This is a genomic window from Bacillus sp. FF-1 (assembly GCF_028548245.1).
GTDB lineage: Bacteria > Bacillota > Bacilli > Bacillales > Bacillaceae_G > Bacillus_A > Bacillus_A paranthracis.
The window spans coordinates 440,575-466,202 of record NZ_JAQQGG010000002.1 but is presented as its reverse complement, the minus strand read 5'-3'; the positions used below and the strand labels follow the sequence as shown (position 1 = coordinate 466,202).

Genomic DNA, 25,628 nt, shown 5'->3' with positions numbered 1-25,628 from the left:
TGTATGTTTTATAGAAGAAAGTACTATATAGTAAAAAATGAATTTATTAAAATTTTTAATGATCATTTCAATCATACGAACTTACCTAATCAGTTAAAGCATGGCTCTAGGCTAATAGGACGCTGGATGAAAGATAATAAGAATGGTACGACCGAAGTGTTTGCCATATGGGAATATGATAGTTATGAACAGTATAAAGAAATAGAATCAAAGATTAGAAATGACGAGAAACATGCTAGAAGAATTCATGAATGGTATGAAAAACATGGCGGAAGAGAATATGTTTTACAGGAGTACATAGTAGAGATGAAAAATGAAGAGTTAGTGTGTACTGTAAAGTGATAGAGAGGTGATGGATAATGGGAATGAAAACAAAATTATATTTTAGTGTAGCATCCACAATTTTATTTGCAATAGCCGTGAGTGTTTTCTTTATAAATGGAAATCCACAAAAGTGGTTTTGGTTATGTATTTTCTTTGCTTCCATTATACAAAATATAGTGCTACTAAAAAAGAATAAAGAAGTGCATTAAGATATTCAAATTATTAACATATTTGTGTCGTCTTTCTAGTTTTGTTGAAAACGCTTTTATTCAGTTTTATAATAAAAGTATGTTTTTACAAATCTCCAAAATAATGAATAGGGAGATGATACAATGCTAGCTTCACCGTTTTACTTACATACATGGAAAAAGTTTGTTGATGAAGGTGTCCTTGATTCGAACCGTATAAACGAAAGAATTTCAGAATCATGGCATCGATGTAAACAAGCAAATGTGAATCCTCATATGAATAAAGGTCAGAAAATTTTGTCTTCTAATATTTTTCAAGACCAAAAGAAAAAGAGTGAAATCTTCCTAGATATAGCAATACCTCAAATACAAAATATGAGAAAAACCATTGATGAACTGCAAATGATGGCATTATTAATCGATCCAGACGGTTACGTTCTATCGTTAAGTGGAAATAAACAAACGTTGCAACGAGCGAAACAGATTAATTTCATTGAAGGTGTGAAATGGACGGAAGCGGCTGTTGGTACAAATGCGATAGGAACAGCGCTTGAGATTGAAGAGGCTATTATGATAAGTGGTACAGAGCATTATTCTGTCGCATCTCATAGCTGGAGCTGTGCGGCCGCTCCTATTCATAATGATGATGGGAAATTAATAGGCGTTCTAGATTTCTCTTGTCCGATTGAGTTTTCGCATCCATATATGCTCGGTATGGTAACTTCGATTGCACATGCGATTGAACGTGAATGTAGTATTCGAGTACATCAAAATGAACTGCAGTTAATCCATCGTTTTTTAGATGTAATTGACAGTGATGAACAAGTTGTAATTTGTAATCATCGTGATGTTATCGTTTCTGCAAGCAAGAGGGTTCGGGAACGAGTATGTAATTGGTCACGGATGAAACTTGAAGATTTAATGCACTATGGATTGAAAACTAAATTAGAAGTGCCAGTATACAGTAATAATAGAATGATTGGGAAATGTATTTATGTAAAGGGAAATAAACAAGTAAAATCATTTTCAACGTCCTCATTTATAAATGGCATCACTTTTCCTGGAGTAATTGGGACAAGTAGTGCATTTCAACATACTTTAGAAGAAATTAAGCTTGTATCACCAACTGACGCAAGTGTATATGTTTGTGGTGAAACAGGTGTAGGAAAAGAATATGTAGCGAGAGCGATTCATGAAAATAGTCCAAGAAAAAATGGTCCTTTTATAGCTGTTAACTGCGGTTCATTACCGAAAGAATTAATGGAAAGTGAATTGTTCGGTTATGCTGAAGGAGCGTTTACAGGTGCACGGCGCCAAGGATATAAAGGGAAATTCGAACAAGCAGACGGAGGAACAATATTTTTAGATGAAATTGGTGAAGTGCCACCAGAGATGCAAGTAGCATTATTGCGTGTTTTACAAGAACGAACAGTAAACCCAATTGGCAGTTCAAAAGAGATACCAGTAAATATTCGTATTATTACTGCGACACATAAAGATTTATTGCGATTAGTAGAAGAAGGGAAATTCCGTCAAGATTTATATTATCGTTTACATGTTTATCCACTATATGTCCCATCGTTAATAGAAAGAAAAGAGGATATTCCGTACTTCATAAAACATTTTTGCAAACGAAAGAATTGGAATGTTGTATTTCCAAAAAGTATTTGTAATCAATTTTCTCAGCATACATGGCCCGGAAATATTCGAGAATTATTAAATGTATTAGAACGCATATACATTTTGTCGCAAGGACGAGAAATATGCGAAAAACAAATCTCTTTTTTATTACAAACAATGATGGGAAATCAACCTCATTTTGAATTGCAAGCAGAAAATAAAACAGAGAAAATATTAAATTTCCGTGAAAAAATACAGCGTGATAGCATGATTGAAGCGTTAGAAAAGACAAATGGAAATGTTTCATTAGCTGCAAAACTTTTAGATGTACCTCGAAGTACATTTTATAAACGAATGCAAAAATATAAGTTATAAAGTAGATTTTTGTAATCTACTTTTTCTTTGTGGGCTCATGTTCTGTCGGAATGTGCGCTTACCGGGGAAATAATAGAATAGTTAGAAATTAATTTCCAGAAGGAGGACTTATGTGAAGTATATTGAAATTGGCATCGGAAATAAGTGGTTCGTTCGAACAGAAACCGAAAATAAAGATGGAACTGAATTTGAAGAACGAGGAATTATAAAACCTATTTATTTTGAGTCATTATATGTACGAGTGTGGTTTCGAAAAACGTGTTTAATTTTTGATACGAAAGAAGGGTTTAAAAAAGTTAAGAAGAGGAGGATTGAATATAAATTTATAGTTGGAATTGTAAGTAGACTGGATAAAGAAAAAGTGGGCTAACATGCGTAGTTATATTGGACAGGAAATTCTTTTGACTTATATCAAATTCATGAAAAGCACTTTTACTAAATATAAATTGTTAATAAAACCGCTAAGGAAACTTAGCGGTTTCTTTTTTAATAGGAGGGATTTTCGTATGAATAGGATCGTAACGGTTTTACTTGCAATTATTATAATGGGGTATTCCATTTATAGTTGGAATGATACTTCGGAAATGAGTATGCTAATTTTACAAACGCTTTTAGGGTTTATATTAGTTAGCTTAGGGGTGCAAAATTTAAAAAATAACGAAAAAGAAAATAGAAGTATAGGGATAGCTTTATTACTTGTGGCTTTGTTTTTAATTGTTGTATCTTTAATAAAATATTTTGTATGAATAAGTTTTTAAATTAATAAAAAATTAAAATTCTACTTGTATTTCACTATATAAAATATGGCATAATGATTTAGTTAAAATAGAAATGGATAGGGTATTTGAGAGGGGCAGTATAATGAGTTTTGCAATAGAAATAGTAATAAAAGCACCAATGGATGTTGTATGTGACTACATAATAGAAGATGAAAAAATAAAAGAATGGAATACGTTTATAATAGAAAATCGCTATCCTTCAAATATGGATAAAGAAAATCCACGTGTAGGAGATAAATATATTACTGTTCAAAAAGTCGGTAAGAAAATATTGGAGGCAGAAGTAGAAATTCTTGAATACGATGCACCCTATATTATTTCACTTGGCAGTGAAATGAAGCAAGGTTATTCGGCAATGACTTATATGTTAGAAGAAGATGAGGAGGGTACAGCACTTACATTAATTTCAGAATATGAACCTAGTAATCTTTACTATAAAATTATGTATAAGTTAACAGGCTGGATTTCACGAGGTTTAACTATGGAACAAATTGAGCGTCTAGCAGAATGTGTAGAAGCTGCTTATCAGAAAGAAGATTAAGATTAAAAATATATTAAGGTAAAAGCGTTACTCAATCTCGTGAGTAACGCTTTTACTGTTTGAAGATTTTTTATTGAAAATCTCAATAGCTCTTTCATATATTTCTTTATCAACACAAAATCTTTCTGTTATCCAATAATTAAGTTCAGAAGATGTAATGATTTGTTCTCTTTTCTTACCTTGGAAATATCGTTTTAAAACATTATCATTAATAGAAGTTGGAATACCATCGATATAACCGAAAATCTGAATTTTCTTTAATACAGGGGATGTATACCAATCGTTAGACTTTGTAATGAGTTCTTTCATACTTGATAAATGTATTGGATCTGTATGTAAGATTTTTGTTGGACCTGGATCTCTAGTAATTTTAATCCTATTATTTGAGACTTCATAAGTGAAAGTTTCTCTTACATTACTTACTTGAAATGATTCATAAAGTGGGTAAGCTTGGAATAAAGGTGCACAATAACCAACATCAACATAATAAGGTTGGTCTAAGTTAACCCGTAAGCATAAATGTCCGGGATCCATATACATATAATGAACATTAAAACCAAGATTTGATAATAACCAATGGAATCCAATTGAGTGCGTCCAACAAGTACCCCCGAGACCTTTTGTTGTAATACGGTTTATGTATGTCTCAATGGAAGGGAAATAATTACCTGTTTCATTATCCTTTTCCCAGTCAATTATTTTAGTGAGGGTTTCCCATTTTATTTTTTCTTGATGAGCTTTAATAAGCTCATTTAAAAACTTTAAGCTAGTAGGCTGTTTTGTCATACCTAAAAATGATAGAAAGCTATTTACTAGTTTTTCTTGAGACATTTTCTGATCCTTTCTATATAGAAATCGTTTTTGGTATTATTATACAATAGATATCAGAAAATACAGTTATTTATTAATAGAGTGGGAGAGAATTATATGTCGATGTCGCTATATTATAAACAAATCCGTGAGCAATTAGGTCATGAACTAATTTTTATACCGAGTGTAGCTGCTGTTATTAAAAATGAGCAAGGGGAAATCTTATTTCAATATCCTGGTGGAGAATACTGGAGCTTGCCAGCTGGAGCAATTGAGCCTGGAGAAACTCCAGAAGAAGCGGTAGTTCGTGAAGTGTGGGAAGAAACAGGATTGAAAGTGCAAGTAAAAAAACAAAAAGGGGTGTTTGGAGGAAAAGAGTATCGCCATACATATCCGAATGGCGATCAAGTAGAATATATTGTTGTTGTGTTTGAATGTGAAATTACTAGTGGAAAACTAAAATCAATAGATGGTGAATCTTTAAAACTACAATATTTCTCATTATCTGAAAAGCCTTCTTTAGCGCTACCATACCCAAATAATATATTTTTATAGATGTAAAATAGCACACCTTATGTATTGAAGGTGTGCTATTTATATAAACCAGTCGTATACATTTTCGTCAATGTATGCACAATTTCTTCTAGGTCGATCTTTTTATCATTTTGCACAATCGTCCAAAGAAACATCTCATTCATCGCAAACCAAGCACGTGCTACAATTTCTTTATTCAATTCAGAATGTGCTAACCCACCTTCTTGAGAGTATGTAATATCTTGCGTAATACTGTTTATAAAGCGTTCCCGTATCTCGTCCCATTTTTGACGTATCTCTTTTGATAACCCAATTGCTTCTTCTACAACTTGTAAAATTGCTCGTTCTTTCTCTGCTAATTGTAGAAATGCTTTAACTTGATTTTGAATCATTATACGTGCTTCTTCTGTCGTTTGAGGCGAAAAAGAGCGCTCAGCAATATCATAAAATTGATTCATAACATCTTCCATTAAAACGATGAGGAGATCATCTTTGTTTTTAAAGTATACATATGCCGTGCCATAACCAGTTTCTGCATGTTTAATAATTTGTGTAATTGTCGTTTTTTGAAATCCGTTACGAATAAAAATAGTGTAACCAGAGTGTAATAGTTTCTTCTTTGTTTCTAAGGAGCGGTGTTTTCTTGATGAAAGAGTAGTGTTTTTCAAAGAATCACCTCTTTATACTGAAATATCTGAAAATATAACTGTATTGTAAAAGAAATTCATATATAAAGTCAACTGACATAATATCATTGACGTTATATCAACTAAGGTGATATATTTCAATTAGTTAGAATAAAAAGAAAATTAAGAGAAGGTGACACCATGTATACAGAACCATTTCAACCAACTTATGAGTATGCGCTTGAATGTGATAAACATGATGAACTGAAAGATTTTCAAACTGAATTTTATAAAAAAGAAGGAACAATATATTTAGATGGAAACTCATTAGGGCTACTTTCAAAAAGAGCAGAGAAATCGTTACTTACTTTGCTAGATTCATGGAAAGAGTACGGTATTGACGGCTGGACCGAGGGTGAGCATCCGTGGTTTTTCCTTTCGGAGAAATTAGGTGAATTGACTGCACCTCTTATTGGAGCTTTACCAGAAGAAACTATTGTAACCGGTTCCACGACAACGAATATTCATCAAGTAATCGCAACTTTCTATGAGCCGAAAGGAATTCGCACAAAAATTCTTGCGGATGAGTTGACATTCCCGTCCGATATATATGCACTTCAAAGTCAAATTCGTTTAAAAGGATTAGATCCAGATGAGCATTTAGTACGAGTGAAGAGCCGAGATGGTAGAACACTTTCTGAAGATGATATTATTCATGCAATGACAGATGATATCGCGTTAATTTTATTACCTTCTGTACTATATAGAAGCGGCCAAATTCTTGATATGAAACGTTTAACAGCGGAAGCGCATAAGCGTGGTATTCATATCGGGTTCGATTTATGTCACTCAATCGGTTCTATTCCGCATCATTTCAAAGAGTGGGATGTTGATTTCGCGATTTGGTGTAATTATAAATACTTAAATGCGGGACCTGGTGGCGTTGCAGGGCTTTATGTGAATAAAAAGCATTTTAATAGACTTCCTGGATTATCAGGTTGGTTTAGTTCTAGAAAAGATAAGCAGTTTGATATGGAACATACATTAACAGCTGCTGATCATGCAGGTGCTTATCAAATTGGTACACCACACGTATTAAGTACTGCACCTTTAATCGGTTCTCTTGAAATATTTAAAGATGCTGGTATAGAACGTTTACGCGAAAAATCATTACATATTACAAGATACATGCTTAATTTGATTGATCATGAATTAAAAAATTTCGGATTTACAATTGGAAATCCATTTGAGGATGAAAAACGAGGCGGGCATATTTATTTAGAGCATGCAGAAGCAGCACGTATATGTAAAGCGTTAAAAGCAAATGGAGTAATTCCAGATTTTAGAGCGCCAAATGGAGTGAGACTTGCGCCAGTTGCTTTATATAATACGTACGAAGAAGTATGGCAGTCTGTTATGATTTTAAAGAAAATCATGAAAGATGAAGAGTATAAGCAATTTGAAAATAAGCGAGAGGTTGTGGCATAAGTATGAAAACATCAGAGTGGATTGATATTTCACAACCGCTAAATAATGATATTGCTACTTGGCCAGGGGATACACCGTTCTCGTATGAAGTATCATGGTCAAAAGAAGAGAGTGGCTCAGTAAATGTCGGAAAGTTAACGATGAGTATTCATACAGGTACTCATATTGATGCACCGTTTCATTTTGATAATGATGGAAAGAAAGTGTTAGATTTAGATATCCAAGTTTATGTCGGACCTACGCGAATCATTGACGTTTCTAATCTTGAAAGCATTGGGAAAAAGGAATTAGAGAAATTTCATTTAGAAGGCGTAGAACGCTTGTTGTTACGCACATCTTCACATGGTAAAGCGAATGAATTCCCAGATATAATCCCGCATTTACGTGCGGATATAGCACCGTTTCTTTCAGAAAAAGGTATACGTTTAATCGGGGTGGATGTACCATCAGTTGATCCATTAGATGATAAAGAATTAGCAGCGCATCATCAATTGTTTAAACATGGTATACACATTTTAGAAAATGTCGTACTAGATCATGTAGCAGATGGCGATTACGAACTAATCGCATTACCACTTGCCTTATCAGATGCAGATGGAAGTCCAGTTCGAGCAGTTATTAGACCAATATAAGTAGAAATATATATAAAGGGGCGTTTTGCTAATATGAAAGAAAATGAAAAGGTAATTATGGAAAAAGGGATTCATACGGACTTTAAAGAGAATATGACGTACGGGGAATATTTACAATTAGATAGTTTACTATCTTCTCAAAAGAGATTATCAGACCACCATGATGAAATGTTGTTCATCGTTATTCACCAAGCAAGCGAACTTTGGATGAAGCTTATTTTACATGAGTTAAACGCAGCAATTGAATCTATTAAACAAGACAAATTACAACCAGCTTTTAAAATGTTAGCACGTGTATCAAAAATTCAATCACAAATCATTCAATCTTGGGATATTCTTGCGACATTAACGCCGTCAGAGTACATTGAGTTTCGTGACTCGCTCGGTCAAGCTTCAGGTTTTCAATCGTATCAATATCGTATGATTGAGTATGCGCTTGGTTATAAAACGCCGCATGCCTTAAAAATTTATGAAAAAGATCCAGAATTACACGCTCGACTTCATACGGCGCTACATGCACCAAGTTTATATGATGTCGCAATTCAAGCACTTGTAAAAGAAGGATTTCCTATTCATAAAGATGTGTTGAATCGTGATATTACGCAGCCTTATGAAGAAGACGCAACAGTAGAAGCGGCATGGCTTGAAGTGTATGCGGATGTAAAAAAATATTGGGATTTATACCAACTTGCTGAAAAATTAATTGATATTGAAGATTGGCTACAACAATGGCGTTTCCGTCATATGAAAACAGTAGAACGCATTATCGGACATAAAATGGGAACAGGTGGCTCTTCAGGTGTATCTTATTTAAAACGAGTACTTGATCAACGATTCTTCCCAGAGCTTTGGAATGTTCGCACAAAATTATAAAAAACAAACCTGTCAGTTCATTACTGGCAGGTTTGTTTTTTATTTGAACACAAGTATGTTTTAATTAAAGCTACAAGATATAATAAATTAGGTAATGATTTAATTGGAGGTAAAGTATTGGATTTCAGGCAGCTAGAAAATAAATTTGAAAAGAAAAAAGTAAATACATTTCTTGTTTATCAAAAAGGGGAATTAACAACTGAGTATTATAAAACACCTGAATGTGCAAGTAATTTATATAAAATAAATTCGATTACAAAAAGCATTGTATCTATATTAATAGGTATTGCAATTGATAAAGGCTATATAAATAATATACATACACCCATTACAGAGTGGATTGAAAATGTACCTGAGGGAAAACATGATTTGACGCTTTATCACTTATTAACAATGACTACTGGTGAGGAGTGGAAAGAGTTTGGAAATGGAGTAGTATTCCCGAATGACTTTGTAGAATCAGCGAACTGGGTGCAATATATATTAGAAAAACCAATAATTGAAGAACCCGCTACAAAAATGAATTATAACTCAGGCTCTTCGCATTTACTTAGTTACATTATCCAAAAAGCTACTGGAATGCCGACAGAACAGTTTGCGAAAAAATATGTATTTGATCTATTAGAAATTACCGAATATGAGTGGCAACAAGACCCACAAGGAATACATGTCGGCGGCTTCGGTATGAAAATGAAGTCAAAAGACTTATTAAAGCTAGGAATATTATGTTTACAAAATGGATATTGGCAGGGGAATGAAATTGTATCATCGAAATGGTTAGAAGAATCAAGTACACCTCTATTTGAAACGTATGAACATGTCGGGGCGTATGGATATCACTGGTGGGTATTGAATAACGAAAGATTTCACATACCGTACTGTATGTACTTTGCTATGGGATATGGCGGGCAATATATCGTTATCATTCCGCAGTTAGAGGTAGCTGCTGTAATAAGTAGTCATATGCCTAAACGTGGACTTGTTCCATTAAAATTATTTATTGAACATATACAAGAGAATTGTAATTTTCAGTAAGGGCACAAGTAAATCCATTTAATCCAGTTCAATTGTTTCATTTCTTCACAATTGAAAGTAATTTAGAAATGAAAACCTCACTGTTTATATTATAAACAGTGAGGTTTTCATTTTATCTACTCGTCTTCTGAAATGACACCTTAATAAATTTCTCCGTCTTCGTTTCAAATTCTACATCAACAAAAACACCGTATTCTTTTCCATCTTCACGTAACCATAATTTAAATTTTTCAACTGTTATTTGAACGGTTTTCGGTTTTCTACCTATATGAAGATAATCAATTATATCAGCTTTCGGGTATTGTTCTTTCGTCTTTTCTACAGCAAGCTTACCCCATTTCGCATACGGCGGCTGTGCATGAACAATTGCTGAGCCTGTATATACATTTGAACATATTGTTAGGAACAGAATAACGAGTGCGACACGCTTTAACAATTTTTTCATAATGAACTCCTTTTACCTTTTTTTATATTGTTTACATACTTTTTCAACGATATTAGTTTGGATTTTTTTGTCTTCATTACATAAAAGCGAGCCTTTTACAAAACATAACCAAGAAATCATTTACATAATTAAGGAGGGAAAATTATGCGCCAAAAACCTGTTTTTAAAATAGCAGTTTTGCTTGCGTTCATAGGACTGTCTTTCATGGTCAGTAGTATACAACTAAAAAATGTAGAAGCCTTTTCTAATCAAGTCATTCAAAGGGGAGCATCTGGTGAAGATGTCATTGAACTGCAATCTCGTTTGAAATATAACGGATTTTATACGGGAAAAGTAGATGGTGTTTTCGGATGGGGTACATACTGGGCACTTCGGAATTTTCAAGAGAAATTTGGTTTACCGGTTGATGGTTTAGCTGGAGCTAAAACGAAGCAAATGCTCGTGAAGGCAACGAAGTATGATAAGTCAACTGCTAATAAAGGAACGACAACGAATAAAGGAAATAGTGGTGGCACTGCACAAGAGAATAAACCACCTCAAAATAAAGGGACAAATGTTCCAAATGGCTATTCTCAAAATGATATTCAGCTCATGGCAAACGCAGTATACGGAGAATCACGTGGTGAGCCGTATTTAGGACAAGTTGCAGTCGCTGCAGTTATTTTAAATCGTGTTACAAGTGCATCATTCCCAAATACCGTTTCAGGTGTAATCTTTGAGCCAAGAGCATTTACAGCGGTAGCAGACGGACAAATATATTTAACACCAAATGAAACAGCGAAAAAAGCTGTATTAGATGCAATTAATGGATGGGATCCAACAGGAAACGCATTGTATTATTTCAATCCAGATACTGCAACAAGTAAATGGATTTGGACTCGTCCACAAATTAAAAAGATCGGGAAACATATTTTCTGTAAATAGAGCGGAGGTGGAACTATGTTACGAGGTATTATAATCGTATTATTAACAGTTGGTGTAGTTGGAACTGGATACTGGGGCTATAAAGAGCACCAAGAAAAGAATGCAGTATTAATTCGAGCAGAAAATAGCTATCAACGTGCGTTTCATGATTTAGCGTATGAGGTTGATTTATTGCACGATAAAATTGGAACAACGCTTGCGATGAATTCGCGCGCATCTTTATCGCCTGCATTAGCAGATGTATGGAGATTAACATCGGAAGCTCGTTCGGATGTAGGACAACTTCCTTTAACATTAATGCCTTTTAATAAAACGGAAGAATTTTTAGCGAATATCGGTGATTTTAGTTACCGTGCAGCCATTCGTGATTTAGAAAAAGAACCGTTAAATGATCAAGAATACAAAACGTTGCAAACTTTATATTCCAATGCAGGGAATATACAAGATGAACTAAGAAAAGTGCAACATCTTGTTTTGAAAAACAATTTACGCTGGATGGATGTTGAGATGGCACTCGCATCAAATCGTGATCCTGCAGACAATACAATTATTGACGGATTAAAGACAGTAGAAAAAAATGTAACATCGTATTCATCTACAAACTTCGGACCGACCTTTACAAGTGCACAAAAAAATAAAAAAGGTGGATTTGCAGCAGAAGGAAAAGCAATTTCAAAAGATGAAGCGGCGAAAATTGCAAAATCGTTTTTAAATTTAAAAGGAAATGAAAAAGTAGAAGTCGAGAAAAGCGGAAAAGGTGCGAAAGAATCTTTCTATAGTGTGAAAATTAAAGACGAGGCAACGAATAATGAGTTTTATATGGATATTACCGGAAAAGGCGGATATCCAATTTGGGTTATGAATAATCGAGAAATTAAAGAACAGAAAATTAGTTTAAACGATGCAGGAAGTAAAGGTTTGAAATTCTTAAAGGACCATAAGTTTCATAATATGGAGCTTTATGATAGCTCACAATATGATAATGTTGGAGTATTTACGTATGTAGTAAATGAGAATGGCGTACGAATTTATCCAGAGGCAATTCAAATGAAAATTGCTTTAGATGACGGTTCTATCGTCGGATTTTCGGCGAAAGAATATTTAGCATCACATCAAAAACGAACAATCCCTTCGGCAAAGCTAACTGCAGCAGAAGCAAGAAAGAAAATAAACCCTGATGTAAAGGTAATGGAAGAACGAAAAGCAATGGTAGTAAACGATTTGCATAACGAAGTACTTTGCTATGAATTTGTAGGTACTTTAGGGAAAGATACGTACCAAATTTTCATCAATGCAAATAGCGGAGCAGAAGAAAAAGTGAAGAAAATGCAAGCTGTTGAAAAAATTTATGATTAAACTTTAATGGTAAAGTGGTGAGAATAATGAAGATTTTAATATATATGTTGATGGTTTGTTTTTTAATAACTGGATGCAGTATTGGAAAAAAGGATAATCCAAACGAAAAGCCCGAGCAAAAAAATGTTTCAATGAAAAATGTTAATTATACAAATAAGTCAAATAAGCCAAATGAAAAAGCAGCGGACCATTTAGCGTCTTTAGCGGCAAGTGTGCCAGGTGTGAATGATGCGACAGCGGTAGTAGTTGGGAAATATGCTATCGTAGGAATTGATGTAAAAGCGAAACTAGATCGAACACGTGTTGAATCCATTAAATACTCTGTTGCAGAAAGTTTGAAAAACGATCCTGATGGTGCTAATGCAGTTGTTGTAGCAGATGTTGATACGTATGAACGACTGAAACAAATTGGAAAGCAAATTAAAAAAGGAAAAACAGGCGAAGGTATACTGGATGAGTTAGCAGCAATTGTTGGCCGTGTAATGCCACAAGTTCCAAATGACATGATTGAAAATAAAGAAACGAATCCAATTCAAGATAATGATAAACAATTACCAAAAGATGAAGAGCAAGAACTGAGAAAAGAACAGAATGACCAATCAAATAATCATTTAAATAAATAAATTTAACAGTAACCCTGTACTAAATTGTACAGGGTTTTTCAATATAATATTAAATATTCAGTTTATTTTTAAGGGAATATATGGTTTAATTATGATGGGAGGGACAACTGTTATGATGAAAAAAAGCACATTAATATTATGTAGTTTATGCTTAGGTTTCAGTATGACAGCGTGTGAACAGAAGAAAGAAGTAAAAAAGCACACAGCGACTTCTTCTACTGTGATGGAAAATCAGAAGAAAGAATCTATCAATATAAATCATTTCTCCAATATAAATGAAGGAATGACTTATAAAGAAGTGAAAGATTTAATTGGTTTTGAAGGGGATTTACTCATAGAAGAAGGGGTGGAACATTCTACACAAATTAAGCAAATTTTTGCTTGGAAGGGAAGCAATCCAACTGCATTAGTTGAAATTACATTTTTAGATGGCAAAGTACATTCTAAAGTGCAGCAAGGTTTAAGTTAATAAGTAAAAAATGGGAGAGTTTATCATGAACATACATACAGGGGAGATTCAATTAGTTCCGTATAAAGAGGAATATAAAGAAGTTATAGAAACATTTACTTTACCAAGTGAACAAGTTCAATTTACGTCGGACCCAGCTGAATTATTGAAAAAAGCAAAAAATGATCGTACAAAAAATGTCATTGTTATTTTAGATTACAATGGGGTACCTGTTGGTATTTTTGCATTGCAAACAGGAGATAGAGTACAGGAATTCACAGAAAATGAGAACGCTTTACTTTTAACTTCATTTTCTATAAATCACAATAGACAAAGGAAGGGATACGCTAAAAAATCACTGGCACTATTACAAGAGTTTGTACAACGTTATTTTTCGATGAAAAATGAAGTTGTACTTGCTGTGAATGAAAAAAATATTCCAGCACAAAATTTATACGAAAAAGTTGGCTTCCAAGATAAAGGTTTTAGAAGAATGGGACCAATTGGTCAACAAATCGTAATGCATTTACCTATCATACAATAATGAGAAGAAAAACTTACTCTTGCATAACAAAGTAGTAAGTTTTTTTATTTAATACGATATATGATGTAGAATATATAAATAAACGAAATAGAAATGAAGGAAATACAAAATGAATCAAGTTAAAAAGTGGAATATTATTGGTGGAAGGGTGATAAAAACAGGAATTGCAGTTTTTCTTACAGTTCTAGTTTGTGAATTTTTCAATATCCCAACTATTTTTGCTGTTATTACAGCAATTGTAACAATTGAGCCAACCGCAACGGATTCTATAAAAAAAGGACTAGTTCGTTTTCCAGCTTCAACAATTGGATCGGCGTATGCAATGACTTTCACATTTTTCCTAGGTCATCAGGCGCTTTCTTATGCGTTAGCGGCAATGTTTACAATCGTTACATGTCAAAAACTAAGGCTACACGCAGGAACGTTAGTCGCAACTTTAACTGCTGTTGCAATGATTCCCATTACGGCAGATCATTATTTTACTGCATTTTTAATTCGATTAGCTACTACATCTACTGGTATTATAGTGTCTACTGTAGTGAATTTTTTTATTTTGCCACCACACTATGTTAAAACAATTTCGGGATGTACAGAAGAGCTATTTGTTAAAACGGCAAATGTTATGGAGGAATGGCTTACTGTGTTAATGGATGGGAAAGTTATAAAAAAGGAGACAACCTATACTCTTTCTAAATTAACTATATTATTACATAAAGCAGTACAATTTGTTCAATATGAGCAAAAAGATTGGAAATACCATCGACATACAAAAAAAGAAATGAGAAGCTTTTTACTTGTACAAAAGCAACTTCATTTATTACAGCAAATTATTTATCATATAGATAATTTAGCTCGAGCACCAATTGAAACATGTGATTGGTCACAAAATGAAAAAGAAATTTTACGACGAACAATTCATTCTATAATTTCTATATTAAGAAATCATTGTGAAAAAATAGATGAGGAACATTTTAAACTGATTGATGAATTAGATAAGCAATTTTGGACTAATAAAAATGATTTAGCACATTGTAAACCGAATCAATATCATCATCATTTTTCAAGTGAATCTATCATTTTATTTGAGATATTATCTATACATGATATGTTAGAGGAATTAAAACAAATATTCGAGAAATATGAGAGTGAAAATCAACTTAATTGCTCAGTTCATTAAAATGCGGAGGATTGATATGACAATTTATATTGCATTACTAAGAGGAATCAATGTAGGCGGGCATAAGATAATCAAAATGGCTGATTTAAAACAAGCGTTTGAATCAATAGGGTTGAAACAAGTGAAAACATATATTCAAAGTGGGAATATCGTATTCAAATCTGAGGAAGATATAACATTTCTAAAGGAACGAATACAGTCTGAAATTAAAAATGTTTTTGGTTTTGATGTTCCGGTTATGTTAAGAACACATGAGGAATTTATAAACATTACAAAAAGATGCCCCTATGAAGTCAATTCATTGCGAGAAGGCGAAAGTATACATATTGCCTTCTTAGCACATGAACTTTCTAAAACAGAAAAAGATCAGCTACTTATGCAAAAAAATGAGACTGAAGATTGTTATATACATGAAAAAGTTGTGTATTTATTTTTCAAAAATAGCATTCGAAACTCTAAATTAATGAACCAGTTTCAGAAGTTGCATACACCAGCTACAGTAAGAAATTGGCGGACTGTGAATAAATTAAAAGTGATAGTTGAGGGGATGTAAATATAAAAAGATGAGATTTTCTGTATAAAGAAAATCTCATCTTTTTATTTATATTGTTTTGCGACTATAAGCTCGACAATAGGGTGAATAAAGAATGAAGAGCACAGTGCAATAAAAAGAGGGAAGTTTTTAACCCCATTTAAATTAGCTCCCATAGAAAACCCTTCAGAGAAGAGTAATATAAGGAACATTACAACTACGAGCGTAAAATATGCAATTTTAGAGCTTTTATATGTAATTTGTTGTCCCATTTCATCTTGACTTTCTTCTGATACACCGTGAGGATCTCCCCATGTAATATGATTGATAAGGTAGCTAAGTATTAAAGCGCTTGTGAAAATTGTTCCACCTAAAATCGCACCTTCAGCGATGTATTTATAAGCCCCGTGTATAAGCACTCCAAGTAATGATAAAACGATTGTTATTAAAATGAATTTTTTGCGATTCATATGAAAAATGGCACCTCCACTGTTGTAAAAAACTCTTTACAATTATAGTATAAAATTGGAAAAGTTTCATGTCAAATACTTTTTACATATAGAGCCGAGAATATGATATTTTGTTTTTATGATTAATAAAAAATTACATTACATTTGAATGTAAAAGAATGGGCTCGCATATATTTGGAAGGGATGTCAGATTAATTTAGGGGGTAGTTATGTCTATTCTTTTAAAAGCTGGTGCTGATGCAGGAAATAACGGTTTGAAGTTAATGGTGAAAGGGCAAGATCCTATTTTTATTCCGAGTATATATGCTTTATATATAGGAGAGCCTACAGGATTGTTAGATGAGGGAGATGTTTCATTATCTGAATTAGAAAATCACATTGACGTGACCATTAGTTCTCCATCGTTAATGTTAAATAATGTGCGGTATATCGTTGGAGAAAAAGTCATTCAAGATCAATTAAAAGGTACTGAGGTTGAGAAGAAATCGAATAAGTCAACTGATGAGTTAATGGTTATTACGATTCTATCTGGTTTAGCGGTAAGTGCTATGCGTCAAAGTCCAACTTCTAGCCACATTAACATTCGATATGATTTATCTGTTGCTCTCCCTATGCAGCTTATTACACAAGAAATAGCGGCGGAAAATGCGAAACGTTATATGGGGAATCATAAGGTTGTGTTCCATTATCCAAACGGACGTGATGTTACAATTAATATTTCCATCGAATATTGCAAATGCCTACCTGAGGGTGCTTCTGGGACGTGGGGCATTGTATATGATGAAGAAGGAAATGTTGTAAAACATAAAATAGAATGTGAACAAAATAAAGTGTCAGAAATTGATTTTGTTGATAAAACATTATTATCTTTTGATATTGGTGCAGGAACGACAGAAGAAGTCGTTTCACTAGGTGTAAACTTTAGACCACAACTAAGTAAGGGTTTATCGTACGGTGTGAAAGAAACGTTACTACAAATTATTACGAGATGGAACCGGAAGTATCCAACAAAGACAATTGATAGTATTACAGAATTCAATCAAATTTATTTAAACGATAAACACCCTAGAAATGCATTATTAGTTGAGGAATCACAACCAGCACTATTAGGTTTAGCAGCGCGCGTTGCAACGGATATTATTAACAAAATTGATGATATGAAAGACGATCCATATGTTTTTATTTATGGCGGGGGCGCAGTTATCATAAAAAATAGCCTGAAAATGATTTTAAAACAAAAAGGGCGTTTAACAAATGTAATCTTTGTAGATAATCCATTATTTACAAATGCACGTGGATTATTAGTCTACACTTGTTCGCCAAAATATAGAGAGCATAAGCAAAAAGAGTTAGGATTTACAAACTTAACAATAAGTTAGTTGGTGGAAGTATGCGATCTAGGCGATATAAACGTGGTGACCGAGTAAAAATTAATATTCATAAGTCAGTATCACCTGAAATGCTTGCATGGCTGAATAAACAATCAAATCCAACCAACTTCTTTTTCTTTGCAGCGCAGCAACTTTTTAAACAAGTAGGAGATATTGATGTGTCAAAAGCTATACCAAGTAGCCATGTTTTCTCGTTATACGTTGAGCCATCATCTTTATTAAAAGTAGAAGTTAATCCTTTTAAAAGCTTACCACTAGAAGCAAATAAATCCACCGATAATATAAAAAAAAAAACATGGGAAGCTGTTGATCAATTAGATTGTCCGTTTTTTTAAACATAGAAAAATATAAATATTGCCCATCACTATACATACGGATACAGTGATGGGCGTTTTTACATGTAAAGATAGGGGGACACAAATTGCGGCGTGCCCCTCCTATTCATTATTTTTCTATTATTTTGGCTGTATGTTCAGTAACAGTATGAATGATGTCTTCCCAGTCATCAGGATGAATCTCATGTCCAGCGCCTTCAAGAGTTAATAGAGCTGAGTTAGGAATCTCATCGATAAGTGCTAGACCATGTTCAAAAGGGAGTGCGGTATCGTCTGTTCCGTGAATGACTAATGTAGGTGCTTGTATGGAGTGAAGCACCCCTTCATATGCATCATCGCCTTGAAGTAAAGCGTGATTAAACATGCTTAATAAATTGTTAGCTCGTTCAATTTCTTGTTTTACTTGATTATAGACTCTTTTTTCATCAAATGTGCGTTTGGACCCGCATAATAGACGGGACCCTGAAACTAAATATTCTGCTACAATATTTTCATTTGTCCAATCTAAATGCGTGCCATTTGCGTGATGTGTTAAAATTCTTTCATCCATCGGGGGTAAGTCACGTGTGTTATTGTCAGAGCCTATCACACTTGTAGCTAGTAATGTTAATGTTAATATTCTTTCGGGATGTTTTACAGCAGCAATTTGAGCGATCATACCGCCTAAAGACATACCAAATAGATGCGCTTTGTCAATATGATAAGCATCTAGTACCCCAATTGCATCTTCAGCCATATCCGTAACGGAATAATTAGAAGTTCCAGGTTCATATGCGACAGAGCGTCCCACATCACGGTTATCAAAACGAATAACAAATTTCCCCGTGTTAGCCAACTGTTCACAAAATTCTTCATCCCAATAAACCATTGAACACGTAGCACCCATAATTAATAAAATAGCTGGATTTTTAGGGTTTCCAAAGCTTTCTGTACATATATCAATCTCGTTTATTTTAAATATCTTTTCAGTCATAGAGTTCTCTCCATTTCTTTTGAATGTAATTAAACATAAAATTTTGAATGACTCTAAGTTGTGTGTTAGATTTGCTTTGTTTTTTGCGTAATTACCCTCAAAAATAAGTTTATGATAATTTAAGGGGAAAAATTTTGAGAAATAATTGTATGTTATTAAAATAAACAGCAAGGGAGAGGACATGAAAGCAATTGTTATAGATCAATATAGTAGTGTTGAAGAATGAAAAGACAGACCAGTTTTAAAACCAGTTGTTAAGAATAACGAGGTATTAAAATGAAGAAGGCGTTAGAGAAGCTTATATTTTGAGTGAATATAAACATGTTTCATTTTATTCATGATACGGATTGACTTTATTTATTGGAAAGGCGTAATATTATTAAGCTATATGAAAGAGATCTGTAAGAAGAGGGGAGTTATTATGAAAATAAATTGGACTGAAGTAAAGGAAAAAATTCGACCGCAAATTTCAAAACCATCATATGAAACTTGGTTTACGAATACTACTGTTTATTTAGAGGATGATATATTAACAATTTATTGTCCAAATGAATTTGCACGTGACTGGTTAGAATCTCATTATAAAGAATTAGTATTTAATACATTAAGAGAAATGTTTAATACGACTTTTGAAATTCAGTTTGATCTATGTAATGGCGAACCATCTAACTTGAAAGATGTCCAAAAAGAAAAGCTTAGTAGCTGGGATGAAGTAAAGAAAGCATTAAGACCTAAAATAGCAGAGAAAACATTTATGACATGGATTAGAAATACAAACGCTACGATAAAAGATAATAAAGTAATAATCTTTTGTGAAGATGCGTTTCATCGTGATTTGCTTGAAGGTGAGTATAAAAATATAATTTCAAGTACCGTACAGAAACTTTCTAATGAAGAATATCAAATTTGGTTTGAAATAAAATCAAATGCTACTTCAATAGCTCAGATTCATCATGTGCAAAAGAATCAACTTACTTCGGAACAAGAGGAATCCAGTACAATTTGGAATAAAATAAAAGAAAAAATGCAATTAACAATTTCGAGACCATCATATGAAACATGGGTCAAAGAAACGACAGCTAGAATAAATGAAGATTCATTAATCATTTATTTTGAAAACGAATTCCAACAAGAGTGGGTTAAAAAGTCTTATAAAGATTTAATTTCGCAAATAGCAAAAGAGTTAACTGGAAATACATATAAGCTTCAATTTGAATTAAAATCAAATACAAATGCACTAGGTAATGCTGAAAAATCAACTATTAAAGATATCACTTCCGAATTAGGGGAGCAGTTCAAAGTATCCAATAACAGTTTAAAATATAACGATGTAGACGAGAGCAATAAACGCATTCGAGCCCTAGAAGAAAAAATAATGAACTTGGAAAAGATCATTGGTACATTAGTAGAAAAATTAGATGCAGTAGAATTAAAAACACAGTTGGAAAAATAACCAACTGTGTTTTTTTTACTTAATTCGCTTTTTTTATAAACCCTTTATAATGACGTTTTACAAGCTGACTTTCTAACGTTTTCATTGTTTCAAGTGCCACACCGACAATGATCAGTAAGCTTGTACCACCAATTTGTGCAGAAGGTGGTAATGTAGCAATCTTTGTGAATACAAGCGGTAAAATTGAAATTGCACCTAAGAAAATTGCACCGATAAATGTTAAACGGTATAAAATTTTCGTTACATATTGTTCTGTTGATTTACCAGGACGAATACCAGGTACATATCCATTTTGTTTTTTCAAATTCTCTGCCATTTGTTCAGGATTTACTTGAATAAATGCATAGAAGTATGTGAAAGCAACGATAAGACCTACATATAGGGTCATTCCAATTGGATGTGCGAAATCAAGGTTTGCAACTAACCATTTTGATACGCTTGAATCAGGGAAGAGCTGCGCAATTGTACGCGGCGTCATTAAAAATGCGGAAGCAAAGATGACTGGAATTACACCAGCACTATTTACTTTTAGAGGTAAATGAGTGTTTTTTGCTCCTTGATATTGATTGTTTCCTGAAACAGCTTTTGCATATTGAATCGGTATTTTACGCACAGCTTGTTGAATGTAAATAACCCCAACAACTATCGCTAAAATTATAAGACCAATTAAGACCATTTTTATGATGTGCATGAATAATTGATCGCCTGCATTTTGAAATTGTTGTAAATAAATTTGATTCGCAACATTTGGAATCGCTGCTACAAGTCCTGCGAAGATAATCATCGAAATACCATTACCTACTCCGTTAGCGGTAATTTGTTCACCTAACCAAAGTAAAAATGCAGTACCTGCAGTTAAAACTGTTGCAATAAATAAGTATGTAGTCCAGCTTTGATCTGTTATTAATTGTCCACCTGCTATATTATTAAAGCCATAAGACATCCCAATGGCTTGTATGAATGCGAGAATGATTGTAAAGTATCGAGTAAATTGAGCTGATTTCTTACGGCCCATTTCTCCTTGCTTTGCCCATTCCGAAAATTTTGGTATGACGTCCATTTGTAGTAATTGTACTATAATGGAAGCTGTAATATATGGTGTAATACCTACAGCAAAGATTGAGAAGTGTTGCAATGCTCCTCCGCCAAATACGTTTAGCATACCTAAAACGTTAGCTTGATCTTGTACTTTTAATACCTCTGCGTTAGTATGAGGAACTGGAATAAACGTGCCAATTCGAAAAACGATTAACATCGCTAATGTAAAAAGGATTTTCCTTCTTATCTCAGCTACTCTCATGAAATTTGAAATCGTACGAAACATTATATCGCCTCCTATATTTTTATCAGTTTAAAACTGATTATTATATCCCGATGAAGTAACCACAAACCTCCTTCCGCATTAAATTCATTTGACAAATGGAATTTTATACATTTTGTAGTTTTCACGGATATAAAAATATAAGGTATTTTTAGCGAGCTATAAGTTTTTCGTAATCATTCAATACACATAATATATCGAATAAATTAACAAATGTACATACATACGCATGAAAAATGAATAAATAGGGTCATTTTTTACATTTATTTAATGATAAATTGATAGGACATTATTATTAGGGATTATTATACATGTTATAAAAATAAAGGTGAGACATTATGATTTATAGCTAATATTCATTCGAATGTGTCAGCTAATAGTTTCTCCCAATCTTTAAAGGATAATTTATTAGTTATATGTTTTAGTGCATTAGGTACAATAATATGACAAATAAGTTCTAAGCTATTACCATCTGGATCAATAAAATAAACAGATGCATTACCTTGATGTGGACGGACAAAAGGTGCAATAGATTCATTACTCCCAAACGGAACAGCTTTAATTTGAAGTGAGTGTAACCAATTTAATGATTCTTTTAAATCCTCATATGAAACTCTAAATGCAATATGACGTAAAGAAGGATGATATTTCGTTTCACATTCAGAACCTTCCCATAACCCCAGCCAACTCATTCCTTCTTCAATCCAAAAGAATGCTGTTGATTCATCGCTCCAAGCTAATTTCAACCCTAGTTTTTCATAAAATTCAATTGAGTTTCTTAAATTGCTAACCGGTAAGTGTGCTTCGTATATTCCTTTAATCAATTTAAATCCTCCTTTATTCTTACAATTTCTTATCATTACTATAGCTGTTAAAAAAGAATATAGAATCGAGTAAAAGTATGAAAGTACATACAACTTTAGTAGTAAATAATCTTATTTCAATTAAGATTTATGCAATTAAGAAATTTGTTTATTTAAAAGGGATTTATCAAATTGAAAGATAAATAAATTGAATAGATACTTAATAAGGGGATGATATAGATGAAAGTAGTTGTAAAAGAATTACGACCATTAGAAGTGGCATTCATAAGAAGAACTGGTAGTTACTTTGAACCACAAGATCATTGGGGAAAGTTATTGAAATGGTCTATTGAAAATAAGCTTTATCCACCGGAGCAATCATTTATCGGAATCTCATTAGATAATCCTGAACTTGTTGCAAGCCATATGTGCCGACATGATGCTTGCGTGACCATACCTGAAAACTTTGAGAAAGAACAACATGAGGGTGTGCAATTTAAAAGTGTAGATGGAGGTCTATACGCTCTATACGAATTCTATGATGAACCTCATAAATTAAGTGTAGCGTATCAATACATGTACGCAGAGTGGCTACCAAATAGTGAGTATGATGCAGATTATGATAGAGATAATTTAGAGTTTTGCTTAAATAATGTTGCAGAAGATTTAGAAGGAAAGTTAAAGGTTGATTTATTTGTGCCAATTAAAAAAGTACCAATAAATATGAATGCAAATAAGTAGTATGTTTCTATCTAGCACTATCTTTACTATATTTTTTATTTGCTAATCAAATAGTAACGGAGGATGCCGGTGTATTGGATGATATATTTTTAAAAGATTATTGGGTAGAGAAAACATTAAATAAACAATTAAATGAGACGAGCATATACTAATAAATGACACAATGCATAATTTATAATCGTATTTGAAGAGCACCTTAAAGTGCTCTTTTTTTATTGAAATTCATGCACTTATATAAGTTGTTCTTAATTTGAATCATCGTCCTTATATTATGTAATTTTGCATAATGTTACATAAATTGTGTATTTTCCCTTTTTTTCGACAGGAACAGCAAGTATACTTTGTACAAGCTTTCTATTTCAAAATTATACGAGGTGAAAAAATGAAAAACAAAAAGACGTTAACTAAGGTAGCATTAACAACAGGTTTAGCTTTAACAGCAGTAGCACCATACGGAGTAGGTCATGCAGAGGAAACAGATCAACTACAAGTTCAAATTCAGGAGGAATCATTCCGTTCAGGTGAACTTACACAACCGTCACAAAAGGCACCAGAGAATGTAGTAAAAGATGCTCTGAAGGAGAAAACAGAACAAGCTCTTTCTCCAAAGCAAGTCAATGGAGAAACTGGAGTAGATTATAAAATTCTTCAAAAACGTGGTTCATATGATGGGACTACACTTGTACGTATACAGCAAACATATGAAGGAAAAGAAGTATATGGCCATCAATTAACTGCACACGTAGATCATAACGGTGTTATTAAAAGTGTTTCAGGTGATAGCGCGCAAAATTTAAAACAAGAAGAATTGAAACAACCTATCAATCTATCAAAAGATGAAGCGAAACAATATATTTATACGAAGTACGGGAATGATATCAATTTTATTTCTGAGCCAGAAGTTAAGGAAGTTATTTTTGTTGATGAAAATAATGGCCAAGCTAGCAATGCGTACCAGGTTACATTTGAAGCTGCCACACCAAAATATGTTTCTGGTACATATTTAGTAAATGCACAAAATGGTGATATGTTAAAAAATATGGTGCAAGAGTCTAACTTAAAAGCCAGTGACAAATTAGTTAGCGCTTTAAAGAATAGTAAAAAAAGCAGTCTTACGTCATTAACAGGCACTGGCAAAGATGATTTAGGTATCTCTCGTTCATTTGGCATTTCTAAACAAAGTAATGGCAAATATGCTCTTGCTGATTATACAAGAGGGCAAGGAATTGAAACATATGATGTGAATTACAGAGATATTACGAAAGAAGAAAGCTATTATCCTGGTACATTAGCAACTAGTACTTCAACAACATTTAACGATCCAAAAGCAGTAAGTGCTCATTACTTAGCAACAAAAGTTTTTGATTTTTATAAAGATAAATACAACCGTAATAGCTTTGATAATAAGGGACAAAAGGTAGTTTCAGTTGTACACGCTTGGGATTCTGAAGAGACGAATGATCCGAAAAATTGGCAGAATGCATTGAGTGCTAATAATGGAAGTATGCTTGTATATGGTGATCCTATCGTCAAAGCATATGACGTAGCTGGCCATGAATTTACACATGCTGTTACTTCTAGTGAATCTAATCTTGAATATTACGGTGAATCTGGTGCGATTAATGAGGCACTATCTGATATTATGGGAACATCTATTGAGAAATACGTAAATAATGGAAGCTTTAACTGGACGATGGGAGAACAAACTGGATCTGTCTTCCGTGATATGGAAAACCCAGCCTCTGTTCCATCTTCACTTGGAGTACCTTATCCAGATGATTACAGTGAATTTAATGATTTTAATGGATGGGATCAAGGTGGCGTTCATTTTAATTCAAGCATTATCAATAAAGTTGCGTATCTCATCGCAAAAGGCGGAACTCATAACGGTGTAACTGTTAAAGGAATTGGTGAAGATAAAATGTTTGATATTTTCTATTACGCAAATACAGATGAGTTAAACATGACTTCTAATTTCAAAGAATTAAGATCAGCATGTATTCGAGTGGCAACTAACAAATATGGTGCAAATTCAGCTGAAGTTCAAACAGTACAAAAGGCATTTGATGCAGCAAAAATTAAGTAAGTTAGAAATATAGTTCTTATTCATATATTATTACATTATGAAAAACAGCTAATGTCGTTTTAAGGATATTAGCTGTTTTTTTCATACCAATGTATTTGAAAAATAAACTTACTAAGCAATAATTAGGTACTCTACCTTTAAGAAGTTGCGACAAAGATTTTAGGTTTATAGTATATAAAAA

The 25,628-nt window shown here is 33.1% G+C and carries 29 protein-coding genes; 22 read left to right on the top strand and 7 right to left on the bottom strand.

Annotated elements, in window-relative coordinates:
• Positions 1–3 precede the first annotated feature (3 nt).
• The 5 genes from PQF83_RS07805 (at position 4) to PQF83_RS07785 (ending at position 3,827) form a co-directional block, all read left to right on the top strand.
• Complete coding sequence (locus PQF83_RS07805; protein WP_000499967.1) at positions 4–342, top strand: NIPSNAP family protein; 339 nt, start codon at positions 4–6, stop codon at positions 340–342.
• A 314-nt stretch (positions 343–656) separates the two neighbouring features.
• Complete coding sequence (locus tag PQF83_RS07800) at positions 657–2,507, top strand: sigma-54-dependent Fis family transcriptional regulator (RefSeq protein ID WP_000881402.1); 1,851 nt, start codon at positions 657–659, stop codon at positions 2,505–2,507.
• Between the two features lie 112 nt (positions 2,508–2,619).
• On the top strand, positions 2,620–2,877 hold the full coding sequence (locus tag PQF83_RS07795; protein ID WP_000873834.1) for a DUF3977 family protein: 258 nt from the start codon (positions 2,620–2,622) through the stop codon (positions 2,875–2,877).
• Between the two features lie 136 nt (positions 2,878–3,013).
• Positions 3,014–3,253 carry a DUF3953 domain-containing protein gene (locus PQF83_RS07790; RefSeq protein ID WP_001080078.1) on the top strand — a complete coding sequence of 80 codons (240 nt, stop codon included), beginning with the start codon at positions 3,014–3,016 and terminating at the stop codon, positions 3,251–3,253.
• A 115-nt stretch (positions 3,254–3,368) separates the two neighbouring features.
• A complete protein-coding gene (locus PQF83_RS07785; RefSeq protein ID WP_000006421.1) occupies positions 3,369–3,827 on the top strand; it encodes an SRPBCC family protein in 459 nt (152 codons plus the stop codon).
• A 27-nt stretch (positions 3,828–3,854) separates the two neighbouring features.
• Here PQF83_RS07785 and PQF83_RS07780 read toward each other — a convergent pair whose 3' ends face one another.
• Positions 3,855–4,658, bottom strand: coding sequence for an arylamine N-acetyltransferase (locus tag PQF83_RS07780; protein WP_000076718.1), 804 nt, complete (start codon positions 4,656–4,658; stop codon positions 3,855–3,857).
• Between the two features lie 96 nt (positions 4,659–4,754).
• Between PQF83_RS07780 and PQF83_RS07775 the strand changes: the two genes are divergently transcribed.
• Positions 4,755–5,192 carry an NUDIX hydrolase gene (locus tag PQF83_RS07775; protein WP_000062940.1) on the top strand — a complete coding sequence of 146 codons (438 nt, stop codon included), beginning with the start codon at positions 4,755–4,757 and terminating at the stop codon, positions 5,190–5,192.
• A 35-nt stretch (positions 5,193–5,227) separates the two neighbouring features.
• Here PQF83_RS07775 and PQF83_RS07770 read toward each other — a convergent pair whose 3' ends face one another.
• Positions 5,228–5,839: a TetR/AcrR family transcriptional regulator gene (locus PQF83_RS07770; protein ID WP_000799603.1), complete on the bottom strand. Its 612-nt coding sequence runs from the start codon at positions 5,837–5,839 to the stop codon at positions 5,228–5,230.
• A 159-nt stretch (positions 5,840–5,998) separates the two neighbouring features.
• On the opposite strand from PQF83_RS07770, the gene kynU reads away from it, so the two are divergent.
• The 4 genes from kynU to PQF83_RS07750 all read left to right on the top strand — a co-directional run bounded on the left by kynU (position 5,999) and on the right by PQF83_RS07750 (position 9,825).
• Complete coding sequence (gene kynU / locus PQF83_RS07765; protein WP_000287844.1) at positions 5,999–7,285, top strand: kynureninase; 1,287 nt, start codon at positions 5,999–6,001, stop codon at positions 7,283–7,285.
• Between the two features lie 2 nt (positions 7,286–7,287).
• Positions 7,288–7,917 carry an arylformamidase gene (gene kynB, locus PQF83_RS07760; RefSeq protein ID WP_000858056.1) on the top strand — a complete coding sequence of 210 codons (630 nt, stop codon included), beginning with the start codon at positions 7,288–7,290 and terminating at the stop codon, positions 7,915–7,917.
• Between the two features lie 33 nt (positions 7,918–7,950).
• A complete protein-coding gene (kynA, locus tag PQF83_RS07755) occupies positions 7,951–8,790 on the top strand; it encodes a tryptophan 2,3-dioxygenase (RefSeq protein WP_000661965.1) in 840 nt (279 codons plus the stop codon).
• Positions 8,791–8,907: 117 nt separating this feature from the next.
• Positions 8,908–9,825 carry a serine hydrolase domain-containing protein gene (locus PQF83_RS07750; RefSeq protein WP_000347543.1) on the top strand — a complete coding sequence of 306 codons (918 nt, stop codon included), beginning with the start codon at positions 8,908–8,910 and terminating at the stop codon, positions 9,823–9,825.
• Positions 9,826–9,937: 112 nt separating this feature from the next.
• Here the strand turns inward: PQF83_RS07750 and PQF83_RS07745 are convergent, their stop codons facing one another.
• Entirely contained in the window at positions 9,938–10,270 is a 333-nt protein-coding gene (locus PQF83_RS07745; RefSeq protein WP_000734897.1) for a DUF3889 domain-containing protein, read from the bottom strand.
• Positions 10,271–10,414: 144 nt separating this feature from the next.
• Between PQF83_RS07745 and sleB the strand changes: the two genes are divergently transcribed.
• The 7 genes from sleB (at position 10,415) to PQF83_RS07710 (ending at position 15,895) form a co-directional block, all read left to right on the top strand.
• Positions 10,415–11,194, top strand: coding sequence for a spore cortex-lytic enzyme (sleB, locus tag PQF83_RS07740; protein WP_001249248.1), 780 nt, complete (start codon positions 10,415–10,417; stop codon positions 11,192–11,194).
• Positions 11,195–11,209: 15 nt separating this feature from the next.
• Positions 11,210–12,550 carry a germination protein YpeB gene (gene ypeB / locus PQF83_RS07735; RefSeq protein WP_000943712.1) on the top strand — a complete coding sequence of 447 codons (1,341 nt, stop codon included), beginning with the start codon at positions 11,210–11,212 and terminating at the stop codon, positions 12,548–12,550.
• A 26-nt stretch (positions 12,551–12,576) separates the two neighbouring features.
• Positions 12,577–13,173, top strand: a complete 597-nt coding sequence (locus tag PQF83_RS07730; protein ID WP_000698002.1) for a YhcN/YlaJ family sporulation lipoprotein — start codon at positions 12,577–12,579, stop codon at positions 13,171–13,173.
• A 112-nt stretch (positions 13,174–13,285) separates the two neighbouring features.
• Positions 13,286–13,642 carry a hypothetical protein gene (locus tag PQF83_RS07725; RefSeq protein ID WP_000976536.1) on the top strand — a complete coding sequence of 119 codons (357 nt, stop codon included), beginning with the start codon at positions 13,286–13,288 and terminating at the stop codon, positions 13,640–13,642.
• Between the two features lie 25 nt (positions 13,643–13,667).
• Positions 13,668–14,165: a GNAT family N-acetyltransferase gene (locus PQF83_RS07720; RefSeq protein WP_001020862.1), complete on the top strand. Its 498-nt coding sequence runs from the start codon at positions 13,668–13,670 to the stop codon at positions 14,163–14,165.
• Between the two features lie 109 nt (positions 14,166–14,274).
• Complete coding sequence (locus PQF83_RS07715) at positions 14,275–15,342, top strand: aromatic acid exporter family protein (protein ID WP_001077572.1); 1,068 nt, start codon at positions 14,275–14,277, stop codon at positions 15,340–15,342.
• Between the two features lie 16 nt (positions 15,343–15,358).
• Positions 15,359–15,895 (top strand): DUF1697 domain-containing protein, encoded by a 537-nt coding sequence (locus tag PQF83_RS07710; protein WP_000158237.1) that lies wholly within the window; start codon positions 15,359–15,361, stop codon positions 15,893–15,895.
• Positions 15,896–15,939: 44 nt separating this feature from the next.
• Here PQF83_RS07710 and PQF83_RS07705 read toward each other — a convergent pair whose 3' ends face one another.
• Positions 15,940–16,344 carry a hypothetical protein gene (locus PQF83_RS07705; protein ID WP_001080322.1) on the bottom strand — a complete coding sequence of 135 codons (405 nt, stop codon included), beginning with the start codon at positions 16,342–16,344 and terminating at the stop codon, positions 15,940–15,942.
• Between the two features lie 209 nt (positions 16,345–16,553).
• On the opposite strand from PQF83_RS07705, the gene PQF83_RS07700 reads away from it, so the two are divergent.
• Entirely contained in the window at positions 16,554–17,723 is a 1,170-nt protein-coding gene (locus PQF83_RS07700) for a ParM/StbA family protein (RefSeq protein ID WP_000025611.1), read from the top strand.
• Positions 17,724–17,734: 11 nt separating this feature from the next.
• The gene (locus PQF83_RS07695) at positions 17,735–18,070 is read left to right on the top strand and encodes a hypothetical protein (protein WP_001257755.1); all 336 of its coding nucleotides are present in this window, start codon (positions 17,735–17,737) and stop codon (positions 18,068–18,070) included.
• 109 nt (positions 18,071–18,179) lie between these two features.
• On the opposite strand, the gene PQF83_RS07690 is transcribed toward PQF83_RS07695, so the two are convergent.
• Complete coding sequence (locus PQF83_RS07690) at positions 18,180–19,043, bottom strand: alpha/beta fold hydrolase (RefSeq protein WP_000136574.1); 864 nt, start codon at positions 19,041–19,043, stop codon at positions 18,180–18,182.
• 421 nt (positions 19,044–19,464) lie between these two features.
• Between PQF83_RS07690 and PQF83_RS07685 the strand changes: the two genes are divergently transcribed.
• Positions 19,465–20,496: a DnaA N-terminal domain-containing protein gene (locus tag PQF83_RS07685; protein ID WP_000700988.1), complete on the top strand. Its 1,032-nt coding sequence runs from the start codon at positions 19,465–19,467 to the stop codon at positions 20,494–20,496.
• Between the two features lie 19 nt (positions 20,497–20,515).
• On the opposite strand, the gene secY is transcribed toward PQF83_RS07685, so the two are convergent.
• Both secY and PQF83_RS07675 read right to left on the bottom strand, forming a co-directional pair.
• The gene (gene secY, locus PQF83_RS07680; RefSeq protein WP_000490140.1) at positions 20,516–21,820 is read right to left on the bottom strand and encodes a preprotein translocase subunit SecY; all 1,305 of its coding nucleotides are present in this window, start codon (positions 21,818–21,820) and stop codon (positions 20,516–20,518) included.
• Between the two features lie 353 nt (positions 21,821–22,173).
• Positions 22,174–22,641, bottom strand: coding sequence for a VOC family protein (locus tag PQF83_RS07675; protein ID WP_000589645.1), 468 nt, complete (start codon positions 22,639–22,641; stop codon positions 22,174–22,176).
• A gap of 219 nt (positions 22,642–22,860) precedes the next feature.
• On the opposite strand from PQF83_RS07675, the gene PQF83_RS07670 reads away from it, so the two are divergent.
• Both PQF83_RS07670 and PQF83_RS07665 read left to right on the top strand, forming a co-directional pair.
• Positions 22,861–23,361, top strand: a complete 501-nt coding sequence (locus PQF83_RS07670) for an AraC family transcriptional regulator (RefSeq protein WP_000869970.1) — start codon at positions 22,861–22,863, stop codon at positions 23,359–23,361.
• A 382-nt stretch (positions 23,362–23,743) separates the two neighbouring features.
• Positions 23,744–25,447, top strand: coding sequence for a M4 family metallopeptidase (locus PQF83_RS07665; protein WP_002163626.1), 1,704 nt, complete (start codon positions 23,744–23,746; stop codon positions 25,445–25,447).
• Positions 25,448–25,628 lie beyond the last annotated feature (181 nt).